At 67.4% G+C, this 15,086-nt stretch carries 13 protein-coding genes; 10 read left to right on the top strand and 3 right to left on the bottom strand.

Annotated features, from left to right (window positions below; all coding sequences use genetic code 11):
* Window positions 1–2: 2 nt before the first annotated feature.
* A complete protein-coding gene (locus GEM_RS20940; protein ID WP_041490776.1) occupies window positions 3–740 on the bottom strand; it encodes a membrane protein in 738 nt (245 codons plus the stop codon).
* 407 nt (window positions 741–1,147) lie between these two features.
* On the opposite strand from GEM_RS20940, the gene GEM_RS20935 reads away from it, so the two are divergent.
* The 8 genes from GEM_RS20935 (at window position 1,148) to GEM_RS20900 (ending at window position 10,385) form a co-directional block, all read left to right on the top strand.
* On the top strand, window positions 1,148–2,158 hold the full coding sequence (locus tag GEM_RS20935) for a DNA-binding protein (RefSeq protein ID WP_014899385.1): 1,011 nt from the start codon (window positions 1,148–1,150) through the stop codon (window positions 2,156–2,158).
* Between the two features lie 123 nt (window positions 2,159–2,281).
* Entirely contained in the window at window positions 2,282–2,902 is a 621-nt protein-coding gene (locus GEM_RS20930) for a TetR/AcrR family transcriptional regulator (RefSeq protein WP_014899384.1), read from the top strand.
* 227 nt (window positions 2,903–3,129) lie between these two features.
* Window positions 3,130–4,173: an NADP-dependent oxidoreductase gene (locus tag GEM_RS20925; protein ID WP_014899383.1), complete on the top strand. Its 1,044-nt coding sequence runs from the start codon at window positions 3,130–3,132 to the stop codon at window positions 4,171–4,173.
* Between the two features lie 79 nt (window positions 4,174–4,252).
* A complete protein-coding gene (locus GEM_RS20920; RefSeq protein WP_014899382.1) occupies window positions 4,253–4,552 on the top strand; it encodes a putative quinol monooxygenase in 300 nt (99 codons plus the stop codon).
* Between the two features lie 132 nt (window positions 4,553–4,684).
* A complete protein-coding gene (locus GEM_RS20915) occupies window positions 4,685–5,140 on the top strand; it encodes a (2Fe-2S)-binding protein (protein WP_014899381.1) in 456 nt (151 codons plus the stop codon).
* Window positions 5,141–5,224: 84 nt separating this feature from the next.
* Complete coding sequence (locus GEM_RS20910; RefSeq protein ID WP_014899380.1) at window positions 5,225–7,444, top strand: xanthine dehydrogenase family protein molybdopterin-binding subunit; 2,220 nt, start codon at window positions 5,225–5,227, stop codon at window positions 7,442–7,444.
* A gap of 15 nt (window positions 7,445–7,459) precedes the next feature.
* The gene (locus GEM_RS20905) at window positions 7,460–8,779 is read left to right on the top strand and encodes a c-type cytochrome (RefSeq protein ID WP_014899379.1); all 1,320 of its coding nucleotides are present in this window, start codon (window positions 7,460–7,462) and stop codon (window positions 8,777–8,779) included.
* 160 nt (window positions 8,780–8,939) lie between these two features.
* Window positions 8,940–10,385 (top strand): NAD-dependent succinate-semialdehyde dehydrogenase, encoded by a 1,446-nt coding sequence (locus GEM_RS20900; protein ID WP_041490775.1) that lies wholly within the window; start codon window positions 8,940–8,942, stop codon window positions 10,383–10,385.
* Between the two features lie 299 nt (window positions 10,386–10,684).
* Here GEM_RS20900 and tagH read toward each other — a convergent pair whose 3' ends face one another.
* Window positions 10,685–12,112, bottom strand: a complete 1,428-nt coding sequence (gene tagH / locus GEM_RS20895) for a type VI secretion system-associated FHA domain protein TagH (RefSeq protein WP_014899377.1) — start codon at window positions 12,110–12,112, stop codon at window positions 10,685–10,687.
* A 48-nt stretch (window positions 12,113–12,160) separates the two neighbouring features.
* The gene (locus tag GEM_RS20890; protein ID WP_014899376.1) at window positions 12,161–12,547 is read right to left on the bottom strand and encodes a TssQ family T6SS-associated lipoprotein; all 387 of its coding nucleotides are present in this window, start codon (window positions 12,545–12,547) and stop codon (window positions 12,161–12,163) included.
* 631 nt (window positions 12,548–13,178) lie between these two features.
* Here GEM_RS20890 and tssJ point away from each other — a divergent pair.
* On the top strand, window positions 13,179–13,694 hold the full coding sequence (gene tssJ / locus GEM_RS20885; protein ID WP_014899375.1) for a type VI secretion system lipoprotein TssJ: 516 nt from the start codon (window positions 13,179–13,181) through the stop codon (window positions 13,692–13,694).
* Window positions 13,691–15,079, top strand: a complete 1,389-nt coding sequence (gene tssK / locus GEM_RS20880; RefSeq protein WP_014899374.1) for a type VI secretion system baseplate subunit TssK — start codon at window positions 13,691–13,693, stop codon at window positions 15,077–15,079. Before tssJ ends, tssK begins: the two co-directional genes overlap by 4 nt.
* The last annotated feature ends 7 nt before the right edge of the window (window positions 15,080–15,086 follow it).

Genomic DNA, 15,086 nt, shown 5'->3' with positions numbered 1-15,086 from the left:
GCTCACCGAACGCGCGCTGGTCGGTTGGCGAGCGTCGTGCAGGCGACCAGCAGGACGATCGACGTCAGGAACACCGCGCTCGTCGTCGCCGCGCCCAGCCCGATGCCGCCGTATTCGCGGGCCTGGGACAGGAAATCACCGAGCGACGCACCGAGCGGGCGCGTGAGGATGTAGGCGAGCCAGAACGCGAGCACACGATTCACACCGATTCGCATCGAGACGGCCACCAGCGCGATCGCCGCGCCGAACGAAACGATGCCGAGCCGGAACCCGAGGCCGAGTGCTTCGGTGGCCAGATCGCCGGCGGCCGTGCCCAGCGCGAACGTCAGCAGGATCGCGGCCCAGTAGAACGCTTCGCGGCGCGTCGTGACGATCGTCTCGATCGACAAGGTCCGCTCGCTGCGATACCAGGCTGCGAACAAGGTCGCGAGCGCGACGGCGAAGCAGGCGGTGCTTGCGTACAGGCTGACGCCCAGCCCGTCGGTCAGCGCGTCGGTGATCTGCGTGCCGACGATGCTGACCAGCACCACGTTGAGCCAGTACAGCCACGGCACGCAGGTCTTGGCCCGGAACTGGAACACGAGCGCGCAGACGAGCAGCAAGGCCATCAACGTGTCGGTGACCGGCACGCCGAGGCCGGCGCGGACGGCGAGATAGTCGGCGCCGGTTTCACCGACGGTCGTCGACAGGATCTTGATGATCCAGAAGACCGCCGTGACGGCGGGCACCTTGTTCAGCATGGACGTCGATACGGCGGGCGGGCGCGGATTCACGGATCGCTCCTTGAAGAGGCGCCGTCATGCGGAGCGGCGCTTGTCAGGGACCTCGGTCGAGGACTGGGCGCCACTATGCCGGTTGGATTCTTAACGGATGCTTATCGGGTGGGGCGATTCGGGATCGAGTAGCAAGCGGTGGGAGGGCGGGTGCCGATCGGGAGGGGACGCGTTCGGAATTTCCCGGTTGGCCGGGATGAGCGGATGCAATACGCCGGCGGGAAAGGCGAGGACGCGCGTCGCATTCGGAAATGACGAAGCTCGCGCGTCGAATCTCAACATTATAGAAATAATGTCAAATTTGACGCAATGATGAATTGGATATTTAACGGTTTACGTTATATTATTAACGAAAATTCTCGACCCAATCCACCATGTCCGACCTTGCCGCCGACGAACCCCGCCTGATCGCCGAAATCGATCGCCTCAAGGTCGACTTCCCGAAAACCCGCGAGCTGTACCGCGAAGTCTGCGCATTGATGTTCTTCCGTTTCGGCATCACGCCCACCGCAAACCGCCTGTACCAGCTGGTACGCAAGGGGAGCATGAGCACGCCGACGGCCGTGCTCGGCGAGTTCTGGGCCGAGTTGCGGGAGAAGAGCCGCGTTCGCATCGAGCATCCGGATTTGCCGGCCGATCTGCAGGCCGCCGCGGGTGAGCTGGTTGCCGCGTTGTGGAGCAGGTCGAGCACCGACGCCGCCACCGCCCTCGATGCGCTGCGTGCGGAAGTCGAAGCCGAGCGCGCCGCGGCGAAAGCAGAAGTCGTCGCACTGCAAGCCGAACTGTCCCGGACAGAAACCGCGCTCGAGCAACGCACGGTCGCGTTGCTGGCCGCACAGGTGCGTATCCAGGAGCTCGAGCAGGCGAGGGCGGCGGACGCGGCATCGCGCCGCGCGCTGGAAGCCGACGTCGAGCGGCTGAAGGCCGACAATGCGGACGCCGACCGTGCGCTGGCGCAGGCCCGCGCCGATTTCTCGTCACAACTCGACCGGCTGCGCGACGACGCTGGCCGGGCCGAGGAGCGCTTGCGCGCATCGGAAAAGCGGGCGCTTCAGGAAATCGACCGCGAACGGCTTGCCGCTACGCGGCTGCAGAAGGAACTCGACACGACCACCGCGCGTGCCGAGCAGCGCGACGCGCAGCACCGCAAGGATCTCGCGGCACTACAAGCGCAACTGGCCGACACGCAGCATCGCTGCGGGATGCTCGAAGGCCAGCTCGACGGCGCCCGCGCGGCCAATGCCGCGTATGTCGGCGAGCTCGACGCGTTGCGTACCGAGCGTGCGTCGCGCGCACCCGTGCGCAGGACACCGGGTCGACCGGCCGGCGGCGGCCTGCGCGCGGCGAAGCCGGTTGCCAGGAAGCGCATTCCGAAGCCTGCGTGACGCGGGCGCCACGCAGCGACGACAACGTGCCCGCGACGCGGCGCGATTCAGGTAAAGTGCCGCTCAACTTGCCGGCTCGACGTTACTAGACGACCGGTCTAATCGTTGCTAAGATACGCCATCATGAATGCATCTTCAGGCGCGGAAGTTCGCCAGCACATCCTGAATATCGCGAAGCCGATCATGCTCCACAAGGGGTTTTCGGCGGTCGGTCTGAACGAGATTCTCGCCGCGGCGGGCATCCCGAAGGGCTCGTTCTACCATTATTTCGGCTCGAAGGAGGCGTTCGGCGAAGCCCTGCTCGAATCGTATTTCGAAGGCTATCTCGAACATCTCGACAAGCTGCTCAAGCATCAGGCCGGCACGGGCGCGCAGCGCCTGATGACGTACTGGGGCAACTGGCTGCACACGCAATGCGCGGACGATCCGGAAGGCAAGTGCCTCGCGGTGAAGCTCGGCGCGGAAGTCTCCGACCTGTCGGAGGCGATGCGCGCGGTCCTGCGGCGCGGCACCAGCCAGATCATCGAGCGGCTCGCGGGCGGCATCGAGGCCGGGCTGGCCGACGGTTCGCTGCGCGGCGTCGCCGATCCGGCGCACACGGCGGCGATCCTTTACGAGCTGTGGCTTGGCGCAACGCTGCTGGAGAAGATTCACCGCAACCGCAAACCGCTCGAACGCGCGATGCTCGAAACGCTGCGGATGCTGAACCTGCCGCCCGTCGCGCCAGACGGAGCGCAGCTGTAACCCGGGCGCGCGCAGGCGCGCCTTGTTTTTATGTGAGCGCTAGACGACTGGTCTACTTTTGCCGAAGTCCGATTGCCGAAGTCCGATTGCTTTACCCGCGCGCCCGCGGCTGCAGCGGCCGGTCCGCCGGCACGGCCGCAGGCATCCCGCAGGCATCCGTATCACGGTTGTTCCGCATTGATCCGATCGTGCTCGTTGCACGTTTGTCCCTGTTGACGGAGGTTCCCATGCCGCAAAGCAAGGCAGCAAACCACAGAGTCATCCTGAACGCGCGCCCGGTCGGCGCGCCCACCCCGAACGATTTTCGTACCGAAACCGGCGACGTGCCGGTGCCCGGTGCCGGCCAGGTGCTGTTACGCACCGTGTGGCTGTCGCTCGATCCGTACATGCGCGGCCGGATGAGCGACACGCCGTCGTATGCGCCGCCGGTCGCGCTCGGCGACGTGATGGTCGGCGGCACCGTCAGCCGCGTCGTGACGTCGAACCTGCCCGCGTATCGCGAGGGCGACCTGGTCGTCGCGGGCGGCGGCTGGCAGGACTATTCGCTGTCCGACGGCAGCGATCTCATTCCGCTCGGCCGCGATTTCGCGCATCCATCGCATGCGCTCGGCGTGCTCGGCATGCCGGGGTTCACCGCGTACACCGGACTACTGAAGATCGGCGAGCCGAAGGCCGGCGAAACCGTGGTCGTAGCCGCCGCGAGCGGGGCGGTCGGCGCGGTGGTCGGCCAGATCGCGAAGCTGAAGGGCTGCCGGGTGGTCGGCGTCGCGGGTGGCGCCGACAAGGTCGCGTACGTGCAAGACACGCTCGGCTTCGACGCCTGCGTCGATCACCGCGATCCGCAGTTTGCCGTCAAGCTGAAGGAAGCCTGCCCGAACGGCATCGACGTCTACTTCGAGAACGTCGGCGGCGCCGTGTTCGATGCGGTGTGGCCGCTGCTCAACGAGCATGCGCGCGTGCCGGTGTGCGGGCTGATCGCGCACTACAACGACACCGCGCTGCCGGCCGGCCCCGATCGCCTGCCGCTGCTGATGGCGACGATCCTGCGCAAGCGCATCCGGATGCAGGGTTTCATCATTCTCGATCACTATGCAACTGGTTACGCGCCGTTTCTGGCGGAAATGAGCGAGTGGGTCGCGCAAGGCAAGGTGAAGGCGCTCGAGGATGTGATCCCCGATCTGGCCGACGCGCCGACTGCGCTGATCGGCTTGCTCGCCGGCAAGAATTTCGGCAAGGTCGTCGTACGCGTGGGCCCGGACGTACTGGCCTGACGCGAGCAAACCGGCTGCCGGCCCGCGTCCTGTGGCGCGGGCCGGCAGCCTCATTTCCCGTTTCGAAAGGAGTGAAGACATGGCGCTTTATGTGATGGCCTCGGTGTTTCCGAAACCCGAACACGCGCAGGCCGTCGAGGCCGAATTGCGGAGCATGGTGGCGGCATCCCGCGCCGAACCCGGCAACCGCCGCTACGACCTGTTCCGCGAGCAGGACGGCTCGTCGGCGCTGCACCTGTTCGAAATCTACGACGACCAGGCCGCGTTCGACGCACACCTCGCCAGCCCGTACTTCACCGCGTTCGGCATCAAGTCGGCCGACTGGTTCGCTGCACCGCCGGTCATCAAGGTGCTGTCGGGCATCGACGCGGCCGAATAAGCCCGCGCTTTACCACCGTCACGGCTCGCCCCCACCCGGGCCGTGCGGCAGCCGCTGCGCATCGCGCGGCGGCGATGACAACACGGCGCGCCGGTCGCGCTGCTTCCCCAATACACCGGCCCCGGAGGCTGAATGGTCACCCTCAATATCAACGGCGAGAACCGCACGGTCGACGCTCCCGACGACATGCCCCTGCTGTGGGTCCTGCGCGACGTCGTCGGCCTGACCGGCACGAAGTTCGGCTGCGGGATCGCGCAATGCGGCGCGTGCACCGTGCATCTCGACGGCGTGGCCGCGCGCTCGTGCGTGCTGCCGGTCGCGGCCGTCGCGGGCCGCAAGATCACGACGATCGAGGCCGTCGGCGCGACGCCGGCCGGCCAGAAGGTTCAGGAAGCCTGGCGCGAACTCGACGTCGTCCAGTGCGGCTACTGCCAGTCGGGGCAAGTGATGGCGGCCACCGCGCTGATCGCCTCGAACCCGCACCCGAGCGACGCCGACATCGACGCGGCAATGGCCGGCAACATCTGCCGCTGCGGCACCTACAACCGGATTCGCGCGGCGGTCAAGCACGCCGCGAAGGGAGGCTGAGATGAAACAACCCCCACGCTCACTTTGTTCGCTGCCCCCCGTGGGGGCGGTCAGCCTCATTGAGGCGGCTCTGCGGAGGCTGACATGTCGCGAGGACTGATCGAAGCAGGTCGGGCCGGCGCAGGCGTGTCGCGCCGTTCGTTCCTCCGGTTCGGCGTGTCGCTCGGCGCAGCCGCGGGCGGCGGCTTGCTGCTCGGCTTCAGCATGCCGGCCGCCGGCGATGACGCACGGCGCACGGTGATCGGCGGCGATGCGAACGAAAGCGCGCGCGCCGGCGTATTCGCGCCGAACGCGTTCGTGCAGATCGACCGCAGCGGCAAGGTCACGCTGGTGATGCCGAAGGCGGAGATGGGGCAGGGTGTCTACACGGCGCTGCCGATGTTGATCGCCGAGGAACTCGAGGTGCCGCTGTCGAGCGTGACGCTCAACCATGCGCCGCCGAACGAGAAGCTGTTTTTCGATCCACTGCTCGGCGGACAGCTGACGGGCGGCTCGACGTCGGTGCGCTACGCGTGGGAGCCGATGCGCCGGGCCGGCGCGATCGCGCGGACGCTGCTGGTGTCGGCGGCCGCGAAGCAATGGAACGTCGATCCGGCCACGTGCCGGGCCGAAAACGGCGAAGTGCAGCACCCGCCGAGCGGCCGGCGCGCGTCGTACGGGCAGCTCGCCGATGCTGCCGCGAAGCTGCCGGTGCCGAAGGACGTCGCACTGAAGAAGCCGGCTGATTTCAAGCTGGTCGGCAAGCCGGTGAAGCGCCTCGATTCGCCGGAAAAGGTCGACGGCACCGCGCAGTTCGGGCTCGACGTGCGCGTGCCCGGCATGCTGTACGCGGTGATCGTAAACAGCCCGGTGTTCGGCGGCACGGTCGCGAGCGTCGACGATACGGCCGCGAAGAAGATTCCCGGCGTGCGCCAGGTGGTGCGCGTCGACAACGCGGTCGCGGTGGTCGGCGATCACACGTGGGCCGCGAAGCGCGGCGCGTCGGCGCTCGTCGTCAAATGGAACGAAGGCGCGAACGCGAAGGTGTCGACGAAGGACATCGTCGCCGATCTCGCGCACGCCGCCGCGAACGGCAAGGGCGCCGTCGCGCGCAAGGACGGCGACGTCGGCAAGGCGTTCGCGAGCGCGAAGACGCGCGTCGACGCCGTCTACGAACAACCGTTCCTCGCGCACGCGACGATGGAACCCGTGAACTGCACGGTGCACGTGCGCCCCGACGGTTGCGAAGTCTGGCTCGGCACGCAGGTGCCGACGCGCGTGCGCGACATCGTGCAACGGATCACGGCTTTCCCGCCCGAGCGGATCGTCGTGCACAACCACCTGCTCGGCGGCGGCTTCGGCCGGCGCCTCGAGGCGGACATGGCGGCGCAAGCGGTGAAGGTCGGCAGGCAGGTGAACGCGCCGGTGAAGGTCATGTGGACGCGCGAGGAAGACATCCAGCACGACATGTATCGCCCGTACTACTACGACAAGATCTCGGCCGGCCTCGACGCGAACGGCAAGCCCGTAGCATGGCAGCACCGGATCGTCGGCTCGTCGATCATGGCGCGCTTTGCGCCGCCCGCCTTCCAGAACGGCATCGATCCCGATGCGGTCGAGGTGTCGGCCGAGCTGCCGTACGACCTGCCGAACCAGCTCGTCGACTACGTGCGCCAGGAACCGCGCCACGTGCCGACGGCGTTCTGGCGCGGCGTCGGGGCGACGCGCGGCACGTTCGTGGTCGAGAGCTTCATCGACGAGCTCGCCGCGCAGGCCAGGATCGATCCCGTCCAGTATCGCCGTGCGCTGCTCGACAAGACGCCGCGGGCGCGCAACGTGCTGGACGTCGCGACCAAGGCGGCCGGGTGGGGCTCGCCGCTGCCGAAGGGGCAAGGGCGCGGCGTATCGGTGATGCACGCGTTCGGCAGCTTCTTCTCGATCGTCATCGACGTCGCGGTGGAAGACGGCGAGGTGCAGGTCAAGCGCGCCGTGTGCGCGGTCGACTGCGGGATGGCCGTGAATCCGAGCACGATCGACGCGCAGGTGCAGGGCGGCATCATCTTCGGGATCACGGGTGCGCTGTATGGCGAGATCACGATCGAGGACGGCCGCGTTGTGCAGAGCAACTTCACGGACTACCGGATGATGCGCATCAACGAGACGCCGCCGATCGAGGTTCACCTCGTCAAAAGCGGCGAAGCGCCGGGCGGGATCGGCGAACCGGGCACCGCCGCGACCGCGGCGGCACTGTCGAACGCGATCTTCGCGGCGACCGGCACGCGGCTGCGCAAGCTGCCGGTCGGCAGCCAGCTGAAGACGGCCTGAGGGGAGGAACGAACCATGCGAAACCTCACCCTGAACACCGTGAATCGCGCCGCACGCACGCTCGGTGCATCGCTGCTCGCGCTGTCCGCGCTGATGGCCGGCACGGCGGCGCACGCCGCGCAAACGGCGCCGGCCGACAGCGCGCTGGTCGCACGCGGCGCGTATCTCGCGAAAGCGGGCGACTGCGTCGCGTGCCACACCGCGCCGCGCGGCACGCCGTTCGCCGGCGGCCTGAAGATGGTCACGCCGATGGGCGCGATCTACACGACCAACATCACGCCCGACCCGGAAACGGGTATCGGCGGCTATACGGAAGCCGAGTTTGCGGGCGCGCTGCGCGCGGGCGTCGCGAAGGACGGCCATCACCTGTATCCGGCGATGCCTTATCCGTCGTACGCGAAGCTGCGCGACGACGACGTGAAGGCGCTGTACGCGTACTTCATGCACGGCGTCGAGCCGGTGAAGCAGGCGAACCGTGCGTCCGACATTCCGTGGCCGCTCAACATGCGCTGGCCGCTGGCGCTGTGGAATGCGGTATTCCTCGACACGACGCCGTACACCGACAAGTCGGCCAAGGATGCGATGTGGAACCGCGGCGCGTACCTGGTGCAGGGGCTCGGGCATTGCGGGTCGTGCCATACGCCGCGCGGCGTCGGCTTCCAGGAGAAGGCGCTGGACGAAGGCGGCGCGGCGTTCCTGTCGGGCGCGCCGATCGACAGCTGGTTCGCGTCGAACCTGACCGGCGAGCCCAATACGGGGCTCGGTCGCTGGAACGAGGCGGATGTCGCGCAGTTCCTGAAGACGGGCGCAAACCAGCATGCAACCGCGTTCGGCTCGATGGTCAGCGTGATCAACCACAGCACGCAGGCGTTGACCGACGACGATCTGGCGGCGATTTCGCGCTACCTGAAATCGTTGCCGGCGGCGGGCGGCACGGGCGCGCCGCCTTACCGCTATGATCCGAAGGCGACGCAGGTCTCGCTGGGCCGGCCGGCGAACGATCCGGGCGCAAAGGTGTATAACGCTTACTGCCTGCATTGCCACGGCGCGGACGGTCGCGGCTACGCGCCGCTGCTCGCGCCGCTCGCCGGCAATCCGAACGTGCTCGAGGCCGATGCGTCGTCGCTGATCAACGTGACGCTGAACGGCAGCGAGTCGCTCGTGATCGGCGGCGTGCCGTCCGCGTATCCGATGCCGGCGTTCGCGAACCAGCTGAACGACCGGCAGATCGCCGACGTGCTGACGTTCATGCGCGCCGGCTGGAACAACGGCGCGCCGGCCGTGCAGGCGGCGGACGTCGCGAAACTCCGCAACGCGACGGCGGCCGCGCGCTGAGCGCGACCGAACATGGCGGATGACGATGGGCGCGCGTGCCGCGTGCCTGTCGTCGAACGCCGCCGGGTGCATCGCGCCCGGCGGCACGGCTCTTTCTGCAACCGGCGCGCGGCCGTTCGCGGCAGCGCGCGTTTTATCGACGCAAACCTGGGGTGTCTGGATGGCTAACGTGACTTATACGGATACGCAACTGCTGATCGACGGCGAGTGGGTCGACGCCGCGAGCGGCAGGACGATCGACGTCGTGAACCCGGCGACGGGCAAGGCGATCGGCAAGGTGGCCCACGCGGGCATCGCCGATCTCGATCGCGCGCTGGCTGCCGCGCAGCGCGGTTTCGAAGCATGGCGCAAGGTGCCGGCGCACGAGCGCGCGGCGACGATGCGCAAGGCGGCCGCGCTGGTGCGCGAGCGCGCCGACGCGATCGCGCAGCTGATGACGCAGGAGCAGGGCAAGCCGCTGACGGAAGCACGGGTCGAAGTGCTGTCGGCGGCCGACATCATCGAATGGTTCGCGGACGAAGGCCGTCGCGTGTACGGCCGGATCGTGCCGCCGCGCAACCTCGGCGCGCAGCAGACCGTCGTGAAGGAGCCGGTCGGTCCGGTCGCGGCGTTCACGCCGTGGAATTTCCCGGTCAACCAGGTCGTGCGCAAGCTGAGCGCCGCGCTCGCCACCGGCTGTTCGTTCCTCGTGAAGGCGCCGGAAGAAACCCCGGCATCGCCGGCCGCGCTGCTGCGCGCGTTCGTCGACGCGGGCGTGCCGGCCGGCGTGATCGGTCTCGTGTATGGCGATCCGGCTGAAATCTCGTCGTACCTGATTCCGCATCCGGTGATCCGCAAGGTGACGTTCACGGGCTCGACGCCGGTCGGCAAGCAGCTCGCCGCGCTCGCGGGCCAGCACATGAAGCGCGCGACGATGGAACTGGGCGGCCACGCGCCGGTGATCGTCGCCGAGGATGCGGACGTCGCGCTGGCGGTGAAGGCCGCCGGTGGCGCGAAGTTCCGCAACGCGGGCCAGGTGTGCATTTCGCCGACGCGTTTCCTCGTGCACAACAGCATCCGCGACGAATTCACGCGTGCGCTGGTCCAGCATGCTGAGGGGCTGAAGGTCGGCAACGGCCTCGAGGAAGGCACGACGCTCGGCGCGCTGGCGAACCCGCGCCGGCTGACCGCGATGGCGTCGGTCGTCGACAACGCGCGCAAGGTTGGCGCGAGCATCGAAACCGGCGGCGAACGGATCGGCTCGGAAGGCAACTTCTTCGCGCCGACCGTGATCGCGAACGTGCCGCTCGAAGCGGACGTGTTCAACAACGAGCCGTTCGGCCCGGTCGCGGCGATCCGCGGTTTCGACAAGCTCGAGGACGCGATTGCCGAAGCGAACCGTCTGCCGTTCGGGCTGGCCGGCTACGCGTTCACACGTTCGTTCGCGAACGTGCACCTGCTGACGCAGCGCCTCGAAGTCGGGATGCTGTGGATCAACCAGCCCGCGACGCCGTGGCCGGAAATGCCGTTCGGCGGCGTGAAGGATTCGGGTTACGGGTCGGAAGGCGGGCCGGAAGCGCTGGAGCCGTATCTCGTCACGAAGTCGGTGACGGTGATGGCGGTCTGACGCAGGATCGACCGCGTGCATGCCGCCGTTTGCGCGGCACGCGTGTTGTTACGGGCCGGGCGTTCTGCCCGGCCCTGTTTTTTCCGTTTCGTTTGGTAGCGGTATGGCGGCGCCGGCATCGTGCGGTGTCGTGATGCGTCGTCCCTGAAATCCAGGCGATCCGGAGATGCCTGCGTCGATCGGTTCAACCACGCCCGGCAATGACGGTCGCTCCAATCGAGCATGGGCACACGACGCACGGTAGCGAACGTGCGACACGCCTTCCTGCGTCGAGCTACGGCACACGCGGCCCCCGCCGCTCAATGCCGGCTGCTGCCGCGATAGCTTTCCACTTCCGCGTCGTACGCCGCAAGAAATGCCTTGCCGAACACCGACGCGAAATCGTCTTCGATCGCGAACACCGTGTCGCGATGGGTCGCGGCATAACGATCCCACATCCTCGCCTTGTAGAGCGCGGGCACGCGCTTCTCGTACCAGCGCATCGCATCGTCGCGCTCGCGCAGCCGTTGCGGCGAAAAGCGCGTCAGCAGGTCCATCAGCGCGGCGCGCATGCCGGCGACCATGCCGATCTGGTGCGCGTGCAGATCCTGGAACGCGTCGCTGACCGCGCTCTGCGGCGACATGAAGCCTGGCAGCGGCAGTCCGAACATCTGGCGCAGCACGGCGCCACCGTCCGGCAGCAGCTTCAGCGGGTTGTTCTCGCGATCGAGCAGCATCGTCATGTGCGCCTTCACCTCCCGCTTCAGGATGCTGCGCGACGACAGCAGCTCGACCGTGCCGTTCGCGAACAGCGCCAGCAATTGCCCGGCGATGTATAGCTGTTCGGCCGACCACTGATGCGATGCGGCGGCCGTATCGAGCCCCGCGCCTTCGAAGAACGCGGTCAGTAATTCATCAGGGGTCGGCGGTGCCGGCGCGCGGGCCGCCTGCGGCGCCGGCTCGTCGGCCGGCCGGGTATCGGCGCGCCCGGCCGCCGGTTGCACGCGCACGTGCTGCGTCCACTCGGGCGCGTGGTCGGCCTGCGTCGCGGACGGCGCGGCGCGCTCGGCAGCGCCGCTGCGTTCGTCGGATGAAGGCGAACCCGATACGCCGAGATCGGACGACGACTGCGCGAACAGGTCGAGCGGATCGATCGACAGCTGATTCAGGTCGCGCTGCGATGGCGCGGAGGGCGCGGCCGTCGCAGCGCGGCTCGCCGGCTGCGGCGCCGCCGTGCGTGCCGGGCCCGACCGAACGTCGACGCCCGACTCCTTGCCGCGCGGGACGAAGCGATTCTGCAGCAGCCCCCACAGCCGGTTGCCGGCGCCTTTCGTCTCGCCGTGAGACCGCGCGGCAGCCGCCGGGCCGCACCGCAGGTCGGCGCTTGCGCCGGAATCGGAGGTCATGTCGACGACCGGCGCGCCGGTTCCGTCGTCACGTTCGGCCCGCAGCACGTACGGCCCGATGCGGATGATGTCGCCGCTATGGAGCGGGCGCTCCTGCGCATAGCCGACCGGCTCGCGGTTCACCTCGATCGTCGACACGCTGCTCAGGTTCTTCAGCAGGCACGCGTCGTCGCCAACCTGCAGCAGGGCCTGCAGCCGCGAAATCTGCCGGGTGTCGTCGCGCAGCACGAGATGATTGTCGGTCGCCCGGCCGATGGTGCCGCCGGGCGGGTGGAACACGACAGCGTCGTAGGAGTCGTTTCCGACCGGCTCGCCGGCATGTTCGATCACGATCAGTTGCATGTCATACGTTGCTCGGTGGATGAAGCGCTCGCCGGGAAACCGGTTCGTTCAGGATGACGACGCATGTCTGCGGCGCGCGAACTCGAACGCGGGCCCCCAGATCGGATGCCCCTTCTCGGCAGGGGACAAGTCGAAGCGCGGGTTGAGGTCGAGAATCTTCGAGAACTCGGCGCGGCACTGCGCGATGCGGTTCGTCACGCAGTAGCTGAACGCGAGCAGTTTGTGTGAGGCAACCTGCGTGTCGGTGTCGGCTCCGTCGATCTCCTTCGCGCGGCTCAGGATCGCGATCGTGCGGCCGTAGTCGCCGGCGCCATACGCCGCGCGCGCGCTGTCGACCGCGGCGCGCGCCGCCGACTGCGTCGGAGACGTGCTGCACCCGCCGATTCCCAGCCACAAGGCGCCGAGAAGAATCGCGATCGATGACCGGGCTTTCATTCCGAAATGAAGAATTTGCGTAATTGGAAGGTGACGCACAAGCGCTGTTGGATTCTAGTGCCAATCATGCCGATCGATGCCGTCGTTACGTTTTGTTTCATTTGCCAAATTGCGTTCGAGTTAGCGCTCAAATCAATTCCGGGTTTTTGACTTGTTAATCCATAAAATCACTTCTATAGTTCGCTGTGCTTTTGGGATTCGTCAGTTGTTTGGCCGGGGCTCGTCAATGGCCGGAAAAACGGGCCGTCCGTTCGTGCCACGCAAACAGCCTGGCACGACCCACGGGGCGCGAACCTCCAACCGCCGGCGGCCGGCCAGCTTGCGTTGCACGTCCGTTCGGCAAGTGTCCCTGCAATAGAACCGGGCTGCCACCGCGAGCCGGTCGGATTAACACGTCTTCTCGAAATGACCTAAATAAATTCAATTTCCCGTCACTTCCCCAATTTGGATCGCGGCATGCAATTGGCGATTTGACCCGGCTTTTTACAAGAATAAATTGCCGGATGTAATTTCAGCGGAAGGGTATGCGAGTCACATAATTACCGGTCAATTAATTGTCCCTTTTTAATCCGGAGCTCCGATTTCGCGTGAGGAAATCGGCGGGGGGATTATTGGGCTGCGAGGGTGAAATATGCGATGGCGGTCGAGCGGGTTCATCGTATTGGGGTGTGTATTGCTGTTGCCCGGATGCGGCGCGACCGAGCGTGCGGCCGCGGTGCCGTATGCGATCACGGTCGACGTTGCGCCGGACGTCAACCTCGACGTCAACCGCAAGCCTGCGCCGATCGTGCTGAAGGTGTTCCAGCTTCGCGCGGCGTCGACGTTCGATGGCGCGGACTTCTTCTCGCTCCAGGACAAGCCCGGGAACGTCCTCGGCGCGGACCTGCTCGGCACCGACCGCATGATCCTGCGGCCCGGCGAGTCGCGCACGCTGCACTACAGCGGCAATGTCGAGGCCGGTGCGATCGGCGTGGTCGCCGAGTACCGCATGCTCGAAAAGAATCGCTGGCGCCTGACGGTGCCGTTGCCGCGCGCGAAACCGCTCAATCTCTACAAGTTCTGGCAGACGTCGCCCGGCGAGCTGAAGCTGTCGATCGCGGTCAGGAACGGCGGTCTCGCGCTGAACGACGCGCGGGGGCGCCCATGACGGAACCGACGATGTCCGCGACACCGGTCGCCGCACTGCGCCAGCGCGTGGTGTGGACCGAAGGAATGTTCCTGCGGCCGCAGCATTTCCAGCAGCTCGAACGGCACTGGGAACGCTACGTCGCGCTGCGCTGCCTGCCACTGCAAGGGTTCTACTGGGGCTTCGACACGCTCGAACTCGACCGCGAGCAGCTCGCGCTCGGCAAGGTCGCGCTGCGCGCGGCGGCGGGCGTGATGCGCGACGGCACGCCGTTCGACCTGTCGCATCCCGACGATCTGCCCGAGCCGCTCGACGTGCCGACCGATGCGAAGGACCAGCTCGTCGTGCTCGCGCTGCCGCTGTGGCGCGGCGGCGGCGAGGAGATGTCGTTCGACGCAGGCGGCAACGGTCGCGGCAACGGCAACGTGGACGTCGCGCGCTACGTCGTGCGCGAGTACGAAGTGGCCGATGCGAACGCGGTCGCGCTCGGCCCGGCATTGCTGCAGACGGGACGCCTGAACGTCAGGCTGATGCTCGACACCCAGCTGACCGGTGACTGGCATGCGCTCGGCGTCGCGCGGATCGTCGAGCGGCGCACCGATGCGCGGCTGCTCGTCGACGGCGGCTATATTCCGCCACGCCTGGTCGCACAGCGCGATGCCGCGCTGCTGGCGTACACGCGCGAGCTGCACGGACTGCTCACGCAGCGCAGCGACGCGCTTGCCGAACGATTGTCGGAACCGGGGCGCGGCGGTGTGTCGGAAGTCGCTGACTTCCTGCTGCTGCAGCTCGTGAACCGCTATCTGGCGCTGACCTGGCATGCGCAGCAGGACGTCGCGACCCATCCGGAGGCGCTGTTCCGCGACTGGCTGAAGCTCGCGTGCGATCTCAGCACGTTCACGGCGGCGGGCCGGCGCCCGCAGTCGCTCGCGGTCTACGTGCACGACGACCTGCGCACGAGCTTCGCCGAACTGATGACGGAGTTGCGCCGGTCGCTGTCGACGGTGCTGGAGCAAAACGCGATCCAGATCGAGTTGCGCGACGCGGGCAACGGCATCCGGGTCGCGACGCTCGCCGATCCCGCGCTGCGCGACACGGCCGGCTTCGTGCTCGCGGTGCGCGCGGACGTGCCGGCCGACAGCCTGCGCACGCGGTTTCCCGCGCAGGCGAAACTCGGCCCGGTCGAGCGGATCCGTGACCTGGTGCAGCTGCAGCTGCCGGGCATCACGATGCGCCAGTTGCCGGTCGCGCCGCGGCAGATCCCGTATCACGCGGGCCATACGTACTTCGAGATCGACAAGGGCAGTGACCTGTGGAAGCAGCTGGCGCGCTCCGGCGGTCTCGCATTTCATTTCGCAGGCGAATTCCCGGGGCTCTCGATGGAGTTCTGGGCGATACGCGGGTGACGGAGGG

It is taken from the genome of Burkholderia cepacia GG4 (assembly GCF_000292915.1).
GTDB classification, from domain to species: Bacteria; Pseudomonadota; Gammaproteobacteria; order Burkholderiales; family Burkholderiaceae; genus Burkholderia; species Burkholderia cepacia_D.
Note: the sequence above shows the minus strand (reverse complement) of the source record. Positions and strands in the feature narration are given on the sequence as shown.